Source organism: Marinobacter halodurans (assembly GCF_004327985.1).
GTDB classification, from domain to species: Bacteria; Pseudomonadota; Gammaproteobacteria; order Pseudomonadales; family Oleiphilaceae; genus Marinobacter_A; species Marinobacter_A halodurans.
Genome location: NZ_SJDL01000022.1, coordinates 19141 through 38170, shown reverse-complemented (window position 1 = coordinate 38170; position 19030 = coordinate 19141). Strand labels below are relative to the sequence as shown.

The 19030-nt window shown below is 60.8% G+C and carries 12 protein-coding genes; 7 read left to right on the top strand and 5 right to left on the bottom strand.

Features of this window, described 5'->3' with window-relative positions; all coding sequences use genetic code 11:
• Positions 1-11: 11 nt before the first annotated feature.
• From clpX to EZI54_RS14010, 4 genes are all read left to right on the top strand, one after another.
• Positions 12-1298 carry an ATP-dependent Clp protease ATP-binding subunit ClpX gene (gene clpX, locus EZI54_RS14025; protein WP_131482512.1) on the top strand — a complete coding sequence of 429 codons (1287 nt, stop codon included), beginning with the start codon at positions 12-14 and terminating at the stop codon, positions 1296-1298.
• Between the two features lie 279 nt (positions 1299-1577).
• Positions 1578-3995, top strand: a complete 2418-nt coding sequence (lon, locus tag EZI54_RS14020; RefSeq protein WP_131482511.1) for an endopeptidase La — start codon at positions 1578-1580, stop codon at positions 3993-3995.
• A gap of 237 nt (positions 3996-4232) precedes the next feature.
• The gene (locus EZI54_RS14015) at positions 4233-4505 is read left to right on the top strand and encodes an HU family DNA-binding protein (RefSeq protein ID WP_123633361.1); all 273 of its coding nucleotides are present in this window, start codon (positions 4233-4235) and stop codon (positions 4503-4505) included.
• A gap of 298 nt (positions 4506-4803) precedes the next feature.
• Positions 4804-6672 carry a SurA N-terminal domain-containing protein gene (locus EZI54_RS14010; RefSeq protein WP_131482510.1) on the top strand — a complete coding sequence of 623 codons (1869 nt, stop codon included), beginning with the start codon at positions 4804-4806 and terminating at the stop codon, positions 6670-6672.
• 82 nt (positions 6673-6754) lie between these two features.
• On the opposite strand, the gene pulA is transcribed toward EZI54_RS14010, so the two are convergent.
• The 3 genes from pulA to EZI54_RS13995 form a co-directional block, all read right to left on the bottom strand.
• Positions 6755-9913, bottom strand: a complete 3159-nt coding sequence (gene pulA / locus EZI54_RS14005; protein WP_131482509.1) for a pullulanase-type alpha-1,6-glucosidase — start codon at positions 9911-9913, stop codon at positions 6755-6757.
• 226 nt (positions 9914-10139) lie between these two features.
• Positions 10140-11426: a maltoporin LamB gene (lamB, locus tag EZI54_RS14000; protein ID WP_242674472.1), complete on the bottom strand. Its 1287-nt coding sequence runs from the start codon at positions 11424-11426 to the stop codon at positions 10140-10142.
• A gap of 291 nt (positions 11427-11717) precedes the next feature.
• Positions 11718-12590 (bottom strand): MurR/RpiR family transcriptional regulator, encoded by an 873-nt coding sequence (locus EZI54_RS13995; RefSeq protein ID WP_131482508.1) that lies wholly within the window; start codon positions 12588-12590, stop codon positions 11718-11720.
• A 359-nt stretch (positions 12591-12949) separates the two neighbouring features.
• On the opposite strand from EZI54_RS13995, the gene zwf reads away from it, so the two are divergent.
• The 3 genes from zwf to EZI54_RS13980 are packed head-to-tail and all read left to right on the top strand — an operon-like array spanning position 12950 to position 15814.
• A complete protein-coding gene (zwf, locus tag EZI54_RS13990) occupies positions 12950-14425 on the top strand; it encodes a glucose-6-phosphate dehydrogenase (protein ID WP_131482507.1) in 1476 nt (491 codons plus the stop codon).
• The gene (gene pgl, locus EZI54_RS13985) at positions 14418-15131 is read left to right on the top strand and encodes a 6-phosphogluconolactonase (RefSeq protein ID WP_131482548.1); all 714 of its coding nucleotides are present in this window, start codon (positions 14418-14420) and stop codon (positions 15129-15131) included. Before zwf ends, pgl begins: the two co-directional genes overlap by 8 nt.
• 29 nt (positions 15132-15160) lie before the next feature.
• Positions 15161-15814, top strand: a complete 654-nt coding sequence (locus EZI54_RS13980; protein WP_131482506.1) for a bifunctional 4-hydroxy-2-oxoglutarate aldolase/2-dehydro-3-deoxy-phosphogluconate aldolase — start codon at positions 15161-15163, stop codon at positions 15812-15814.
• Between the two features lie 534 nt (positions 15815-16348).
• On the opposite strand, the gene pyk is transcribed toward EZI54_RS13980, so the two are convergent.
• Together pyk and gap are read right to left on the bottom strand one after the other, a co-directional pair.
• Positions 16349-17797 (bottom strand): pyruvate kinase, encoded by a 1449-nt coding sequence (gene pyk, locus EZI54_RS13975; RefSeq protein ID WP_131482505.1) that lies wholly within the window; start codon positions 17795-17797, stop codon positions 16349-16351.
• A 90-nt stretch (positions 17798-17887) separates the two neighbouring features.
• A complete protein-coding gene (gene gap / locus EZI54_RS13970; RefSeq protein WP_131482504.1) occupies positions 17888-18895 on the bottom strand; it encodes a type I glyceraldehyde-3-phosphate dehydrogenase in 1008 nt (335 codons plus the stop codon).
• Positions 18896-19030 lie beyond the last annotated feature (135 nt).

The window sequence follows — 19030 nt, the reverse complement described above, 5'->3', positions numbered from 1 at the left end:
GAGGTATTTCAATGGCAGATGACAGAAACGGCAGGGGCGACGATAACGGCAAGTTGCTCTACTGCTCGTTTTGCGGAAAGAGCCAGCATGAAGTCCGCAAGCTCATTGCAGGGCCCTCGGTTTTCATCTGCGACGAGTGTGTCGACCTGTGCAATGACATCATCCGGGAAGAAATCCAGGAAAACGCGCAGGAAGAACAGAGTGACCGCCTTCCCAGCCCCGCGGAAATCCGCGACACACTGGACCAGTATGTCATTGGTCAGGATCGCGCCAAGATCGTATTGTCTGTAGCGGTATACAACCACTACAAGCGCCTTCGCTACGGCGAGGGCAAGTCGTCTGACGTGGAGCTCGGCAAGAGCAACATCCTGCTGATTGGCCCGACCGGTAGTGGTAAGACGCTGCTGGCCGAGACACTGGCGCGCATGCTGAATGTTCCGTTTACGATCGCCGATGCCACCACTCTGACGGAAGCCGGTTACGTCGGTGAGGACGTCGAGAACATCATCCAGAAGTTGCTGCAGAAGTGCGACTACGATGTGGACAAGGCCCAGCGCGGCATCGTCTACATCGATGAGATCGACAAGATCTCCCGCAAGTCGGACAACCCGTCGATTACCCGGGACGTATCGGGTGAAGGTGTGCAGCAGGCGCTGTTGAAGCTGATCGAAGGTACCGTGGCTTCGGTACCGCCCCAGGGGGGACGCAAGCACCCGCAGCAGGAATTCCTGCAGGTGGACACCGGTAACATCCTGTTTATCTGCGGTGGCGCCTTTGCCGGGTTGGACAAGGTGATCCGCGAACGGTCCGAGCGCAGCAGTATCGGGTTCTCTGCATCGGTGGTCAGCGACGACGACCGCAAGAGTACCGGAGACATCATCAAGGATGTGGAAACCGAGGATCTGGTGAAGTATGGCCTGATCCCCGAATTCGTCGGCCGTCTGCCGGTTGTCGCGACGCTGACCGAGCTGGATGAGGATGCGCTCGTACAGATCCTGACCGAGCCGAAGAACGCCCTGACCAAGCAGTACCAGAAGCTCTTCGATATGGAAGACGTCGAACTCGACTTCCGCGAAGACGCGTTGCGTGCGGTGGCCCGCAAGGCCATGGAGCGCAAGACCGGTGCCCGGGGGCTGCGTTCGATCCTCGAGGCGACCCTGCTCGACACCATGTACCAGATTCCGTCTGAGCATGATGTCTGCAAGGTGGTGATCGACGAGAGCGTTATCAGCGGTGATTCCGAACCGTTCAAGATCTACGCCAGTAACGACCACGCCAAGGCCGTGCCGGAAGACTGACGGCGTCATATGCGGTGTGGTTGGGAAAAGGGGCGCTTGCGCCCCTTTTCTGTTTCTGCGACATCCGTTTCTTATGGCGCCAAAACCGGCGCAGATGGCCATTGTATTCGCGAAAAAAGCCCCCAATCATTAATTCAGTGGAAGCTGACAGCCTTCTTTCTATGGCATCATGGTGGAAAGCCTGTTGGCGGCAACCCGATTCGCAACCGGGCAGGGCATTGACGCTCGCACCTGTCCGTATGCCACGTGTTTCAAGACGCGTCAGTCAGAGGATTCTCTATGACATCAATACCTGAAGCCCCCATGAATGATTATCCAATGCTTCCGTTGCGGGACGTGGTGGTCTTTCCCCACATGGTTGTGCCGCTGTTTGTCGGCCGGGAAAAGTCGATCCAGGCCCTGGAAGCGGCCATGGAGGGGAGCAAGGAAATCCTGCTGCTGGCCCAGCGGGATGCGGGGACGGACGACCCGGGCGCGGATGACGTCTACAACATGGGCACCCTGGCCACCGTCCTGCAGATGCTGAAATTACCCGACGGCACCGTCAAGGTGCTGGTCGAGGGCAATGCCCGGGCGCGCGTCGATTCCATCGAGGAAGGTGAATTCCTGACCGCCCGGGCGGCGTTGCTCGAGGAAGATACCCTGCCGGAGCGGGAAGAGTCCGTGCTGGTCAAGACACTCTCTGAAGAGTTTGAGAAGTACGTCAAGCTGTCCAAGAAAGTGCCGTCGGAGGTGACCAATTCCCTGACCGGTATCGACGACCTGGAGCGGCTGGCCGATACCATGGCGGCGCACCTGGAGCTCAAGATCCACGAGAAGCAGGAACTGCTGGAGACGCTGGATGTGCGTCAGCGGGTCGAGCTCCTGCTGGGGCGCCTGGATGGCGAGATCGACCTGATCGAGGTTGAAAAGCGTATCCGTGGTCGCGTGAAGAAACAGATGGAGCGCAGTCAGCGGGAGTACTATCTCAACGAGCAGATGAAGGCCATCCAGAAGGAGATGGGCCAACTCGGTGAAGGCGGTGGTGATTTCGAAGAGCTGGAGCAGAAGCTCGAGGAAGCCGGTCTGCCCGAGGAAGCGCGCAAGAAGACCGAAGCCGAACTCAACAAGCTCAAGATGATGTCGCCCATGTCCGCTGAAGCCACGGTCGTTCGTGGTTACATCGACTGGATGCTGGCGATCCCCTGGAAGAAGCGCAGCCGGGTCCGTCACGACCTGGAGAAGGCCCGGGAGATTCTGGACCAGGATCACTACGGCCTGGACGAGGTCAAGAAGCGGATCCTGGAATATCTCGCGGTACAAAACCGGGTGAAGAAGATCAAGGGGCCGGTGCTGTGCCTGGTGGGCCCTCCGGGTGTCGGCAAGACCTCACTGGGGCAGTCCATCGCCCGGGCAACCAACCGCAAATATACCCGTATGGCGTTGGGTGGTGTGCGTGACGAAGCGGAAATCCGCGGTCACCGCAAGACCTACATTGGCGCTTTGCCGGGCAAACTGCTGCAGAAGCTTTCAAAGGTCGGTGTGAAGAACCCGCTGTTCCTGTTCGACGAGATCGACAAGATGGGGATGGATCACCGGGGCGATCCGGCATCGGCGTTGCTGGAAGTCCTGGATCCGGAACAGAACCACACCTTCAACGATCATTACCTGGAAGTGGACTATGACCTGTCCGACGTGATGTTTGTCTGCACGTCCAACTCCATGGACATTCCGCCGGCCCTGCTGGACCGGATGGAGATCATCCGTATCCCGGGGTACACCGAGGACGAGAAGGTCAACATTGCGCGGCAGCACCTGTTGCCCAAACAGCTTAAGGCGAATGGCCTGCGCAAGAACGAGTTGAACGTCTCCGATGACTCACTGCGTGACCTGATCCGCTATTACACCCGCGAGGCGGGCGTGCGGAGCCTGGAGCGCGAGATTGCAAAAATCTGCCGCAAGGTCGTGCGGGAGCATGTCGAGGCCGGCAACACGGAAACCGTGGAACTGACGCCCGATCTGCTTGAGCATTACTCCGGCGTGCGCAAGTTCAAGTATGGCCTGGCGGAGGAATCCAACCAGGTCGGGCAGGTGACCGGTCTGGCCTGGACCCAGGTCGGTGGTGAGCTGCTGACTATTGAATGTGCCCTGACCAAAGGCAAGGGCAAGGTGGTCAAGACCGGGTCGCTGGGCGACGTCATGCAGGAGTCCATCCAGGCGGCCCTGACCGTGGTCCGCAGTCGGGCGGCCGGTCTCGGTATCAAGGATGACTTCTACGAGCATCATGACCTGCACATTCACGTGCCGGAAGGTGCCACACCGAAAGATGGCCCCAGTGCCGGTATCGGCATGTGCACCGGTCTGGTGTCTGCACTGACCAGCATTCCGGTGCGGGCGGATGTAGCCATGACCGGTGAGATCACCCTGCGCGGTCGCGTGCTGGCCATTGGCGGGCTCAAGGAAAAGCTGCTGGCAGCCCATCGTGGCGGCATCAAGACGGTCATCATCCCTGAGGAAAATGTCCGTGATCTCAAGGAGATACCGGAAAATATCAAGGAATCGCTCGACATCCGTCCGGTGACCTGGATCGATCAGGTGCTGGATGTGGCGCTGGCGTACCAGCCGACGCCGGAGGTGGGCGACCTGTCCGATAAGCCGACACCCGCCAAATCACGGGATGAAGAAGGCGAATCCGGCGAACGCATAAATACACATTAAACGGCGAGGCCGTTGTTGACACGCCTGAGAGCCCGTTGGTATAACTGTTTCGTCCTGAAGCAGCCTGTACCAAGGGCTCCCGGGGTTTTTGCAAGTATTCCGATCGACACCCAATGACCGAAAGGAATAAGAAAACCGAAGAATGGAATTCTCCGACAGCATGTGCGATAGTCGGGAAGCTCCGAAAAAAACAAACCAACCTATAACATCTTCAACCTGAAATCGAAGGGGTTTAGTGTGAACAAGTCCGAACTTATCGATGCAATTGCAGAGTCAGCTGACATTTCCAAGGCCGGTGCAGGACGTGCCCTGGATGCCATGGTTAACTCCATCACTGACGCTCTGAAAAAAGGCGATCAAGTCACTCTGATCGGCTTTGGTACCTTCTCCGTCAAGGAGCGCGCTGCTCGCACTGGTCGTAACCCGCAGACCGGCGCTGAGATCAAGATCCCGGCCTCCAAGGTTCCTGGCTTCAAGGCTGGTAAAGCCCTGAAAGACGCCGTCAAGTAAGAAGTGGCTTAAGCGGTAATGTCGGTGAGACATTGCCGGGGTAGTTTCTTCAAGGCATCCGGTCCCGGTAAGTCCAAAATACCTGATCATGCTGAAATCTACTGAATAACTGCCCCACAGATTTCGAGGCGCATCCCTGGTCGGGTGCGCCTTTTTACGTTCAGTGTGCTGCTCACGTCAGCCTCTTTCATGAGTCCATGGCAGCCGCTGGTACCCCGACGAACAAAAGAACGAGGCCTGACGCGGACACCCGGTAGTGAACCGAGGCTGCCGGTCCGAGCTGACGTCTGGGAGGAACATGCTTCAAGATATCCGGAACAATGCCCAGAGCACGATTGCCAAGGTCATCATCGTGCTGCTGGTAATCGGTTTGTCCATGTTTGGCGTGAGAGCCATCGTTGGCGGATTTTCGGGAGAGCCCGAAGTCGCTACCGTCAACGGCAAGGACATCACCGAACGCGAGTTTACCCGCACTGTGCAGATGCAGCGCCAGCAGCAGTTGGCCCAGATGGACAACCCCGATCCCTCGCTGATCAACGAAGATCAGATCCGCAAGCAGGTTCTGGAAGGGCTGATCCAGCGCACGGTCCTGACCCAGGATGCCCAGGACCAGGGGCTGGCCCTGTCCGAGCAGGATGTGGACAGCCTGATCAAGTCCATGCCGCAGTTCCAGGTGGATGGCAAGTTCAATCGGGATGCATTCGCCGCCGCAGTCCGAAACATGGGCATGGGAGTGGCGGAATTCCGTCAGGCACTGCGCCGCCAGTTTGCGATTAACCAGATCCGTGCCGGCATTTCCCAGAGTGCCATCGTCAATCCCCAGACGGCGAAGGATATCCTGCGTATCCAGTCGCAGACCCGCACCTTCCAGACCCTGCGCATTCCGGCCTCCGCGGTTGCGGACGACGTGAAGGTCAGCGACGATGACATCGCCGCCTACTATGACGAGCACAAGTCGGATTTTGTCCAGCCGGAGAGCGTTGACGTTTCCTACATCACACTCTCGATTGATGATCTGGCCAAGCAGGAAGACATCAGCGAGGACGCGGTGCGCGATCTTTATGAGCAGCGCAAGCAGGATCTTGGCGGTGAAGAGCAGCGCCGGGCGTCCCACATCCTGATCGAGGACGGGGACGATGCGAAGAAGACCGCGGAAGAGGTCGAGAAGAAGCTGGCTGACGGTGAAGACTTCGCCAAGCTGGCGAAGGAGTATTCGGCGGACGCGGCCTCGGCCCAGCAGGGAGGCGATCTCGGATACGCCGGCAAGGGTGTTTACGACAGTGCTTTCGAGAAGGCGTTGTTCGGCCTGAAAGAGGGCGAGATCTCCGCCCCGGTCAAGACCCGGTATGGCTATCACATCATCAAGCTGACGGGGGTCCGCAAAACCGAGGCGCCGTCCTTCGACGAGATGAAGGATGATCTCCGCCAGGAGCTGGCTCGCCAGAAAGCGGGCAAGACCTTCTCTGAAATCCGGACCAAGCTGGCGGACATTTCCTACTCCGACCCGAATCTGGAGGGGCCGGCCAAGGAACTGAACCTGACGATCCGGACCCGCGATGGCGTCAAGCGTGATGGCAACAAGGCGCCGTTCGATCACGAAGGTCTGCTGCGCCAGTTGTTCAGCGACGATGTGCTCAGCGGTGAGTTCAACACCGAAGTGATCGATGTGGACAAGACCACCTCGGTGGTGGCTCACGTTCGCAAGCATCATCCGGAGGAGCAACTGTCGCTGGACGCGGTTAAGGACCGTATCCACGACCAGTTGCGTGCCAAGCGGATCAGTGAAGCCCTGGCGGACAAGAGCAAGGCGCTGGTCGAGCGCCTGAAGCAGGGCGACGCGCCGAGCGATGTTGCCGCGGCAGTGAACGGCGAGTGGCAAAGTCACGATGCCGTCAGCCGCAACGCCGGCGACGTCGAGTTTGACGTGATCCGGTCCGCGTTCAGCATGCCACGCCCAGCCAGCGATGGTAGCAGCACCTATGACTGGGTGAACGGTGCCCAGCGTGCGGTGGTCATTGCCCTGAACAAGGTGACCGACGGTAAGGTCGAGGGTAAGGACGACCAGGTCAAGGCGCTGACCCAGTATCTCGGTACCCAGCGAGGCCAGCGCGAGTACGCGGCCTATGTGCAGTCGCTGCGCGACAGTGCCGAGGTGGAGCGCCCCTGATCCGGGCGGGCTCCAAACCATGAAAAAGGCAGGGCCGCGGCCCTGCCTTTTTTGTATCTGCGCAGTATGGAAAGGGAACGGGTCAGTTTGCCGGAACGCCGGTGCCCTGGGCGCCGGACTGGGCCTGCTCGAAGACCGCCACCGACAGCGCCGGCACGGTAAAGTCACCATCCGAGAAGCTGGCGGCTACGTCGCCGCTAAGCTCGCCATGCAGCGTGAAGCCGGTCATGGCGGTGGACAGGGTCTGTGTGTCCGGCGAGGCATTGATGATGACCATCAGGGCATCCCGCGCGCTGTCCAGGTCCGCGCCGGCACTGGTGCCGTCGTCCAGGCTGTACGCCAGTACGCCGGGGATCTGGTCCGGCCCGATATTATGGAAGGCCAGTCGCTGTTTGACCTCGGCGCCGGTGGCCAGATGGAACAGTGGTGAGTCCCGCCGGATGCGCAGCAGGTCCTCAACAGCGTCGCGGGCGTAGGTGATGTCCGCCTGGGTGGGCTCGGCGTTGGGGTTGGTGATGATGGAGCCGATCAGATCCCAGTTGTCGCCGTCCTTGTCCTCCCGGGGCAGGCCGCGATTCCAGGCGGTGTCCTGATAGGTAAAGTCCACTGCATTGAACCAGTCGCCTGAGTCGTAGCTGTCCCGTTGCATGGATTTGGAGCGCAGGATATCGGCGCCCATCTGCATGAACGGAACGCCCTGGCTGAGCAGCGGCACCGCCAGGCCGATGACCTGCATCCGGGCCCGGTCCTGGCTGGAGACCGACGTGGCGATCTTGTACTGGTTGTTGTCCCACAGCGTCTGGTTATCGTGCTTGGAGACGTAGTTCACCAGTTCCTGCGGGTCCTCGGTATAGCCGGCCGCCTGACCGTTATAGTCGATCTCCGCGCCGGTCCGGACGTCACCGGATGCCGTCTCGAAGCTGAAATCCTTCAGGCCGCCGGCAATGCCCACACGAATCCAGTCGAGGGTGGACAGCAGGGTCTGTTTCTCCTCGTCCGAGCCGCTGTTCATCCCGTTGGGCAGGGTGTACAGGCCGTTGGCAAAGCCCTGGTTCCGGCGCAGGGCATCACCACCATCGAACGGCCCACCACCGCGTACGGCGTCCCGCAGGCGGTCGTTGAAGGAGCCTATGCCGGTGCCACCGAGATTGGCCTGAATCGCGTTCACGCCACGGGCGTTATTGGCCACTTCCCCAAAGTTCCAGCCTTCGCCGTAGAAGTAGGTGTCCGGGTCGACCGCCTGTACGGCCGCCAGGGCATGCGTCATGTTACGCAGCATGTGATGGCCCATCAGGTCGAAGCGGAAGCCGGAGATGTCATAGGCATCGGCCCAGGTGACCAGCGAATCGGTCATCAGCTTTTCCATCATCGCGTGTTCGGAGGCGGTGTTTTCACAGCAGGAGGACTGCTCCACGGCGCCGCTCTGCGGATCCAGGCGGTGATAGTAGCCGGGCACCAGCTTGTCGAGTACCGACTTGTCGGCCAGGCCCGAGGCGTTGGTGTGGTTGTAGACCACATCCATGACCACGTTGAAGCCCATGTCGGTCAGTGCCTTGACCATCCGCCGAAACTCCAGGATGCGGGTTACCCCTTCGGCATCCGAGGCGTAGCTGCCTTCAGGCACCGTGTAGTGGACCGGATCGTAGCCCCAGTTGAAGCTGTCCAGGCTGCGCAGGGTGTTATACAGGGCCTGGGCATCGCCGGTGGCCGGATCGAAGGATTCGAGCACCGAGCGGATGCTTCCGGCGCTGCACTTGTCCGCCCACTGGGACGCGGCCGTGTCGGACAGGCTGCACAGGCGACTGAAGTCGTCGTCGATATCCACCACCTGCGACGGGTCCTCATTCACCGTGGCGAAGTCGAAGGTCGGCAGCAGGTGGATATGGGTGATGCCGGCGGTGGCGAGTTGTTGCAAATGTTGCACGGCGGCACTGCCGCTGTCGCTGAACGCTGCATACTTGCCGCGATCGCTTGCCGGAACCGAGCTGTCGCCGGCACTGAAATCACGGATGTGGGTTTCATACACCACCACATCCTCCGGCTGGTCGACGGCAGAGGGCGTCAGGCTGTCCCAGCCGCTGGGCTTCAGGTCGGCATCGTCCAGGTTCACCACCTGGGCGTACTGGCCATTGGTGGAGAGACTCAGGGCGTAAGGGTCCGTGGCAAAGGCGTCTTCGACGTTGCCGGTCTCCGGATGATAGGCCGTGACCTCATACTGGTAATACTGGCGGTCCAGCGAGAGTGGTCCGGAGTATTCCCAGACACCGGGGTGAGCGTCGTCCTTTGTCATATCGACGGGGTAGCCGGTGAGCGCGGTTTTCGCGTTGTCGAAGACGTGCAGGCGCACGGATTGGGCGGTCGGAGCCCAGACCCGGAACGTGACTCCGCTGCCGGTGACGGTGGCCCCGAGCGGTCCGTCGTAGCGATACAGGTCATCCAGTACACCGGGAATCTGCACCTTCGTGGCGCTCATCAGCTCGTCATTGCTGTTGTAGGCCGCCGCGACCAGTTGGCCCCTTAACGCTGCTTTGCGAGAGCCGGCGTCCAGGGGTACCGAGTAGGCCGGCCAATCGGCCAGGTGGGGAAAGGCCTCCGCTGCATCGCTGGATAGCGTGCCGGCGGTGAGTTCGACCGACTGCCCGCCAACGAGTGCGCCGTCGCTGACGTGGATACCGGCATCGGTGTCGTAACGCAACTCGACCCGGGCGGCGTTCCCGGCATCGTCCCAGACCAGGGTTTGCCGATCGACCCAGTGGGCACTGGCGCCGTCGATGGTGATGTCGCTGCTGACCGGGCTGGTGTAGATCTCACCGGAGCCGCTGAGCGTAAAGACCCGGCGGCCCAGCTCGTCCAGATGCCAGATCATGTCGTTGCCACCAAGGTCCTTGCTGTCTCCGTTGTGCATGATGAAGTTGATGCACCCGGCCTCGTCGGTCAGGTCGATCAGGTAGTAGGCGCCGTAAGTGTCGCTGACACCATCCGCGACATGAGCGCTGGTCCACTCGGTCGGGTTTGCAACGCCGGAGCAGCTGTCGGTGTTCCACAGATGCAGTCCCCAGCCGTCGTAGGTGGCGTCGGGTCGTTTGTAGTAGAGCACTGCCTCGTTGGCACCGGGGTCGATCAGGGGCTCGGTGGTGTCGCCGTCGGACGACCCGTCATTGCCCTGATCGGTCTTGCAGCCGGTCAGACCCGCCGCAAGGGCGAAGGCCAGGACCAGCGGAAGGGTTTTGCGCTGATTCATGAGAAGCATTCCTTGTACGGTTGTTGTTTTTGGTACTGCGCAAGGAAATGGTCGCCGGTTGTAGTGTCTCTCCACATCCTCTGGAGGACGATTCATTGCGGCGTAGAAGGCGGGGCGTAACGGGGGTGGAGGGCAAGAAAAAATCTCCGGACCCGGAGGTGCGGAGGTTTGTCGGCGACTGAGTGCCCGGTCGGGAAGGAAGGGCCGACCGGGTGTCAGGCGGGTGTTACCACCAGGCTTCCATCTGGACGCCCAGCTGGATATCCCCGTCCACGCCATCGCCTTCGCGGGCCGCTTCGGCACGGTCACCGAAGAACGTGGCCGCGTAGGCGCGAATCACCGGACGGGCCCAGTAATTGCCGCCGGCCGACCACTGCTGGGCAATGGCAACTTTCTGCAGGTTGGAGGAGTCATCCTGGCCGATGAACTGGACATCGTCGTAGCCGATTTCCACGGCGGTGCTCAGCACCGGAGACCATTTGTAGGTCGGACGGACGACCACGCTGGTGCGTTCGGCATCGTCCTGGCTGCTGTTGGACGCAGAGCCCTGCTGATAGAGGGCGGAGTAGCCCATTTCCCAGTTGGCTGCCAGGTTGATGACACCGTGATCCAGGATGCGCCAGCTGCTGTCCATGTAGCCTGCGTTTGAGTCGTTCTCGTTGTCGACACGACCACCGCCGCCGGCTTCAAACGCGGCGAAGCCCATGGAGTCGGCACCGTACTGCAGGACGAATTTGTTGAAACCGCCCATGATGCCGGTCGAGAGTTCCGCTGTCAGGAAGTAGCCGTTCTCGTCGTTGAATCCGGCATCCTCCTGCTGGTCGGTCAGATCGGCCATGCCGTAGATGGCGGCCAGGGTCAGGGAACTGGATCCGACCGGGAAGGCGTAGCGCACGTCCAGTTTGTTGTTCTGGACGAACTCGTCACCGTCCGGGTTGTCGTGGTTGATGAACGCCAGTGACAGCTTGCCGGGACCGGCCTGGATGTTCTCGACACCGCCGCCGTAGCCGGAATCGTTCAGGTAGTAGAAGTCCAGGTGGTGGACGTCGTGGCGCTGGTAGTAGCGCTTGCCGGCCCACAGGGTTGCACCGGGCAGCGACTCGATGACGTTGTTGCCGGAGACGTACAACTGGCGCAGGGAGGTGTCACCACCGTCGTAGCCGCCGCCGTTTTCGTTGTAGCTGTAGCTCTGGAAGTCGTTGCCCTGATTGTTGGCGCCGTAGGACACCATGGAGTCGAAGCGGAAGGTCTTGCCGTCTTCGTTGTAGAGCTCGTCACCCAGCCCGATTTCCGCGTAGGTGTCGCATTCGTCGGCCAGCCGGCCCACGTAGTGTCCGGCTGCACCGCTGCCGAAACAGGTCTGTTCGCCGCCACTCTGGATGTTGGTCGAAGCGCCTGCACGGGCATACCCGGTGAAGTCGACAGCAGCAGCGGGTGTTGCCAGCGCAGCGGATGCGATGGCCGCGGCAATCGGAGTCAGTCTGAAGATTGCTCTCTTGTTGTTTTGCATCATTTGTATCCTGTGCATTTTTGTCTTGTTTGAGCGCCAGGGTCCCGTCACCTGCGTGACGGCCGGCTAACGGCCGACAGACCAGGCAACGGAAACCCGCCTGAAGCACGCGGCGTGGCGCGCTTCGCTGGCTTCCGGCCCATATATCGGGAAACCCGTATTCATACTCCGTAATGCACAGTACTGCCGCATCATCCGGGGACGGAGAAATAGGGGGGGAGTGTCAGGGGGGAGACGGGGCGTAGCGGCTGGACGGGGCGGCAGCGACCGGTTGGGTCGCTGCTGCGGGACGCCTTAGTCGGCGCTGAAACGTGTCGGTTTGAGGCTGTCCTTGATCTTCTTCAGGTGGCTCTGGAAGTCGGCACCGCGCTTGAGCGTGACGCCGGTGGCCAGGATGTCGATGATCACCAGATGGATGATGCGTGAGGTCATCGGCATATAGACCTCCGTGTCCTCTGGCGCGGTCACTTCCAGCGCCACGGTGCAGGCCCGGGACAGGGGCGAATTCGGCGCAGTGATGCCAATCACCGTGGCGCCGTTGCTGCGGGCGGCCTCGGCAATGTCCACCAGTTCCCGGGTGCGCCCGGTGTAGGAAATGACCACGATCACATCGCCGGTGTGGCTGCCCGCGGCCACCATGCGTTGCATCAGCGCGTCGTCATAGGCGACCACCGGAATATTGAAACGGAAGAACTTGTGCTGGGCATCCAGCGCAACCGGTGCCGAGCCGCCCATGCCGAAGAAGTTGATCTGTTTGGCCTGGATCAGGTAATCGATGGCGGCCCCCAGGGCAACCGGGTCGAGCACCTGGCGGGCCTTGTCGAGGCTGGCGATAGTGCTCAGCACGATCTTGTCCGAGAAGGTGGCGACGTCATCATCCGGCCGTACGTTCTGGCTGACATAAGGCGTGCCGGTGGCAATGCTCTGCGCCAGCTGAATCTTGAAATCCGGGAAGCCAGAAGCGGAGAAGCCCCGGCAGAAACGGTTGACCGTCGGTTCGCTGACATCCGCGGCCCGGGCGAGGGCAGCAATGCTGTAGCGGGTGGCGGCGGTCGGGTCCCGCAGGATGGCCTCGGCGACCTTGCGTTCGGACTTGTTCAGGGTGTCCAGTTTGCCCTGGATCTGTTCCAGCAGATTGGGCGTTGTCGTGTCGTTCGTTGTGGTCATGTTTGGCTATCCCGCTGTCACTCTGCTTCACTGAAAGAGCTCGGTGGAGGCTCCCTATCAAACGACGGCGCTTCGCGGTACTGCGTTGCCACACATCGTGCATGCCGGCCTGCGCCGGTCACGGGTCTTTGCGACCATCGAGGGCGCGAATTATACCGGTTTTCACCGGTCTCATGTGTAGTAAAGTAGTCAAGAATTCCGAAAAAATCTTGGAATTCATCCTTTTTAATGCGATTATTTTGTCAAAATTACTACATTGCGGCGCCTGCCTGATGTTGGTCGGTCAAAAATGACCGTCGCGTCTTCCAGTGGTCAGCCGCAGAATCCCTCAGAAACCAGGTTGAAGGACTGTCACAAGAATGAGCCGGAAAAACGAGAACCAGTGTGACCTGATCATGTTCGGCGCGCTGGGGGATTTGGCGCAGCGTAAACTGTTCCCTGCGCTCTACCAACTGGAAGCGGCCGGCCTGTTGGCGCCCAAGACCCGCATTCTGGCCCTGGCCCGCCAGGATCTGGACACCGATGGCGCGCGGGACCAATTGAGCGCCAAGCTCAAGGAGCACGTGAAATCCGCTGAGATGGACGAGAAGGTCCTGGCCCGCATTCTCTCACGCATCGACTACCTCAAGCTGGATTTTGCCACGACGGATGACTACGTCGGGCTGCGCCAGTGGCGTGAATCCGGCGGCGGTGCCCTGATTGTCTACATGGCCACGCCGCCGGCCCTTTACGGGATGATCGCCCGTAACCTGAAGCAGACGGACTGCATCGACGCGGCCACCCGCGTCGTCGTCGAGAAGCCGATCGGCCACGACCTGGAATCGTCCCACGAAATCAATGACCAGTTGGCGGAAGTGTTCAACGAGAACCAGCTATTCCGTATCGACCACTATCTGGGTAAGGAGACGGTCCAGAACCTGATCGCCCTGCGTTTCGCCAACAATCTGTTCGCCTCGCAGTGGAACCAGGACCATATATCCCACGTCGAAATTACCGTGGCCGAAAGTGTGGGCATCGAAGGCCGCTGGGGCTACTTCGACCAGGCGGGGCAAATGCGGGACATGATCCAGAACCACCTGTTACAGCTGCTGTGCCTGATCGCCATGGATCCACCGTCGGATCTGTCGGCAGACAGTATCCGGGACGAGAAAGTGAAAGTGCTCAAGGCGTTGCGACCGATCACGCCGGATCTGGTGGAGACCCATCTGGTGCGCGGTCAGTACACGGCCGGTACCGCGGCGGGTAAACCGGTGCCGGGGTATCTCGAAGAAGAGGATGCGGTGCGTGGCAGCACGACCGAAACCTTTGTCGCCCTGAAAGCGGAAATCTCGAACTGGCGCTGGTCCGGTGTGCCGTTCTATATCCGCACGGGCAAGCGGATGCCGGAAAAGCTGTCGCAGATCATCATTCATTTCAAACCGGCGCCGCACTACATCTTCGATCCGGACCAGAAACACCTGGCCAACAACAAGCTCATCATCCGCCTGCAGCCGGATGAAGGGATGGCGCTGCAGATCCTGACCAAGGACCAGGGTCTGGACAAGGGCATGCGCCTGCGCCAGGGGCCGCTGGAGCTGACCTTCTCCGAAACCTTCAAGCATGCCCGCATCCCCGACGCCTACGAGCGTCTGCTGTGGGAGACCATGAAGGGGAACCAGTACCTCTTCGTGCGTCGGGATGAAGTGGAGTACGCGTGGCGCTGGGTCGACCAGGTCATCTCCAACTGGGAGGAGCACGCATCCCCGCCCAAGCGTTATGCGGCGGGCACTTGGGGGCCGGTGGCCTCCATTGCACTGATCACACGAGATGGCAGGAGCTGGTATGAAGATGCCTGATATCGATTGGCCGGCAACCGTGCAGCCCGTGCTGGGCGAAAGTGCCGACGAGATTGCCGGGCAGTTGGCCGATGCCGTCGCCGGGCAACTGGAACAGGCGCTGGCAACCCGCGAACGGGCCAGCCTGGCATTGTCCGGCGGCAGCACCCCCAAGCCGTTCTTCGAGAAGCTGCGGGACAAGCCGCTGGACTGGTCCCGGGTGGACGTCACCCTGGCCGATGAACGCTGGGTGCCGTTGGAGTCCAGTGACAGCAACGAGCGCCTGCTGCGCGAGCATTTCCTGCAGGGCGGGGCCGTAGAGGCCCGCTTCATCGGCATGAAGCAGGAACACGAAAGCGCCAACGCCGGCCAGCCACTGGCCGAGCAGGCCCTGTCCGCACTGGCCTGGCCCCTGGATGTGCTGGTGCTGGGTATGGGTAACGACGGCCACACGGCCTCATTGTTCCCGGATGCACCCGAAATTGACCGGGCGCTGGACCCCAGCCAGCCGGACCGCTGCATGGCGCTGCATCCGGCTTCCCAGCCCCAGGCGCGACTGTCGTTGACCCGGCGGGCCCTGGAAAACGCGGGCTGGGTTGCCCTTCACCTGAAAGGCGAGGACAAGATGGACACGCTGCGCGCGGCTATGGACGACATGAAGTCCGTGCGCGAGATGCCGATCCGGTTGTTCCTCGGCCTGGGGCTGAACCTGTTCTGGAGCCCCTGAATTTTCCGTTTACAGAGAGACGATCTGCAATGCCTTCATTATTGACAGAAGCCCATCGGCAACAGGTTCAGGCGCTGCTGGCAGCCTGCCCGCTGGTGCCGGTGATCGCCATCGACAAGCCGGAAGACGCACTACCCCTGGGTAAGGCGCTGGTGGCCGGTGGCATCAACATCCTCGAGATCACCCTGCGCACGCCTTATGGCCTGGACGCCATCCGCGAACTGCGTGCGGAGCTGCCCGATGTATGGGTAGGCGCCGGTACCGTGACCACCGTAGAGCAGTACAGGCAGGTCGAAGAGGCGGGTGCCCAGTTCGTGATTACGCCGGGCCTGACCGAGGCATTGCTGGATTACGCGATTACCGCGAAGTCGCCGCTGTTGCCGGGCGTGTCGACCCTGTCCGAAATGATGATGGGCTATCAGCGCGGCTTCCGTCACTTCAAATTCTTCCCGGCGGAAGCGTCCGGTGGCAAGGCGGCCCTGAAGGCCTTCTCCGGTCCGTTCCCGGACGTGGTGTTCTGTCCCACCGGCGGTATCGGTAAGGATACGGCCAAGGATTATCTGGCGCTGAGCAACGTCGCTGCAGTTGGCGGTAGCTGGCTGACGCCGAAAGACGCGATTGAAGCCGGTGACTGGGAACGGGTTACCGAAATCGCCCGGGAGAGTCTGGCGCTGCTGAAGTAATTGAGTGGTCGTAAAGAGTGTAGTTGGGTTGGGCGCCTTCGGGCGCCCTTTTTTGTGCCTGGGAAATGGAACGGGGATACCCGGAAAGGTGGTTGAAGGTTCTGCGGTCCGGTACCGACGCTCCCTGGCCATCCTTGATGGCAGCCCTTCAGGCTGTTCCGAAGCTGAAGTGCCGGCTACATGGTTGCAGGCAGCCCCGAGCGTGTAGCAGATGCTTTAGCTTCTGAGGCGGCCTAAGCCGCCCGATCCCTTACTCGTGATGGGTCGTATGGGCAGCCCTTCGGTCTGCTCCGAAGCTGAAGCATCGGCTACATTTCGCTGGCTGACTCGGGTGTGTTGTAAATGCTCGGGTATCTGAGGCGCCGACAGGTGTTCATCATCCAGGGGCTATTATCCGCAGGGGTGGCCTGGTCTGAGACTGGGTTCGGAGGGAGAAAGAAAAAAGGGCAGGAGGGCTAACGGGAGTAAGCTCTCCTGCCAAGTCCACGTTGGTTGGAGCACCACGCAGTTCGTCGGAAAGAGTGGGGCGGGGGATTACTGGATCGTGTCCCCCACGCGCAGGATTTTCATGGTGTTGGTGCCGCCCTGAGCGTTGACGTAATCGCCCTTGGTCACCACCACCAGGTCGCCGTTCTTCACCACGCCACGCTGGACCAGTTCGTCCACGGCGCTGGCGTTGGTTTTCTCGTTCGGAATCACTTCGGAATCGAATGGCACCGTCTGCACGCCGCGGTAGAGCGCGACCTTGTGCTGGGTGCTGTGGTGGCGCGAGAAGGCGAAGATGGGGAGGCTCGATTTAATGCGGGACATGAGCAGTGGGGTGGCGCCGGTTTCAGTCAGGCAGATGATGGCCGTCACACCTTCAAGATGGTTGGCGGCGTACATGGCCGACAGTGCAATCGCTTCGTCCACCCGCTCCATGCTCTCATGGATACGGTGTTTCGACTGGTGCATGGAGGGCTGCTTTTCCGCCCCCAGGCAGATGCGCACCATGGCTTCCACCGCTTCCTTCGGGTAGTCGCCCACGGCGGTTTCGGCGGACAGCATGACCGCGTCGGTATAGTCCATCACCGCGTTGGCCACGTCCGACACTTCGGCCCGGGTCGGCATCGGGTTGTCGATCATCGACTCCATCATCTGGGTGGCGGTAATGACCACGCGGTCCAGGCTGCGGGCCCGGCTAATGATATGTTTCTGGACACCGACCAGCTCGGCATCGCCGATCTCGACGGCGAGATCGCCCCGGGCGACCATGACGGCGTCGGAGGCTTCGATCACGGCGTCCAACTGATCCGGATTGTGGGCCAGTTCGGCGCGTTCGATCTTGGCAACCAGCGCCGCGTCCGAGCCGGCTTCACGGAGGAGGGCACGTGCGGTGTGCATGTCGTCGGCGGTGCGGACGAAAGAGACGGCGACATAGTCGGCGCCCAGTTCGGCCGCGGTCTTGATGTCCTGCTTGTCCTTCTCCGTCAGGGCTTCGGCAGACAGTCCGCCACCGCGCTTGTTCAGGCCCTTGTTGTTGGACAGGGGGCCACCAATCAGGACGCGGGAGGTGATGCTGTGGCTGTCGACGGCTTCCACTTCCATTTCGATGCGGCCGTCATCCAGAACCAGAATATCGCCCGGTTTGACGTCGTCGATGAGCTGCTCGTAGTCGATGCCAACGCGTTCGTTGTCACCGGCTTCCTTGTCCATGCTGGCATCCAGCGTAAACGTCTGGCCGGCCTGTAGGGTGATCTTGTTCTCCGCGAAGCGGGCAATGCGGAGCTTGGGGCCCTGCAGGTCCGCGAGCAGGGCGACAAAACGGCCCTGGGCCTTGGCGGTTTCGCGGACCAGACGGGCGCGCTCGATGTGATCATCGGCGCTGCCATGCGAGAAATTGAGACGGGTGACGTCGACGCCGGCGGCGATGATGCTGGCCAGCGATTCCGGCGAGCCAGTGGCGGGGCCGAGTGTGGCGACAATCTTGGTGCGCCTGAGCATTGAAAGCGTGTCCTCTGATGCTAAACGGGAGATCGCGCCTGATGGGCGATCTCCCTGAGTGAATGAAGCAATGGGTCCGGTCGGCGACGCTTACTTCCTATGCGCGGCCATCAGGGCACGCGTATTGTCCAGCATGCGGTTCGAGAAGCCCCATTCATTGTCATACCAGGCCATGACTTTGACGTGACGACCTTTGGCGCGGGTATGATTGCCGTCGAAAATGCTGGAAAGGGACGAGTGGTTGTAATCGACGCTGACCAGTTTCTCTTCACTATAGCCGAGGATCGGGTTCTGTTCGGCGGCCTTACGGACCAGCGTATTGATTTCCTCGACCGACGTGTCACGGTTGGCGATAAAGCTCAGGTCAACCAGCGAGACGTTGATGGTCGGTACCCGGACCGCAAGGCCGTCCAGTTTGCCGTCCAGGTCGGGCAGTACCTTGCCAATCGCGGCGGCAGCGCCGGTCTTGGTCGGAATCATGGACTGGGTGGCCGACCGGGCGCGATAGATGTCCTTGTGGTAGACGTCGCTCAGCTTCTGGTCGTTGGTGTAGGAGTGGATGGTGGTCATCAGGCCGCTTTCGATACCAACGCCGTCATGAATCGCCTTGACGACGGGCGCCAGGCAGTTGGTGGTGCAGGAGGCGTTGGAAATGATCTGGTGTTCGGCGGTCAGGGTGTCGTCGTTGACGCCGTAAACGATGGTGGCGTCGGCGTCACCGGACGGCGCCGAGATGATCACGCACTTGGCGCCGGCTTCGAGGTGCGCGGCGGCGGCTTTGCGAGAGGTGAAAATGCCGGTGCATTCGAGCACCACGTCCACTTCGAAGGCTTTCCATGGCAGGTTGGTCGGGTCGCGCTCGGCGCTGATGCCGATACGGTCGCCGTTGACTGTCAGGGATTCTGCATCATGGCTGACATCGCCACCGAAACGGCCGTGTACACTGTCATACTTGAGCAGGTGAGCATTGGTTTCTGCGTCGCCGAGATCGTTGATGGCGACAACCTGCATCTCCTTGCGGTAGTCATTTTCATAAAGGGCGCGCAGAACGTTGCGACCGATTCGTCCGAAACCATTGATAGCGATGCGAGTAGTCATGTCGGGCCTCCGCTGACTGTGGTTGTTGTGCGGGTCGGCGGCCTGAAAGACCTGTGGTGAGGTCGTTCAGGTCGGTTTCCAAAACTTGATGTAGTAAACATAACAAAATTATTTCTTGCTATGTAGATTAATTCG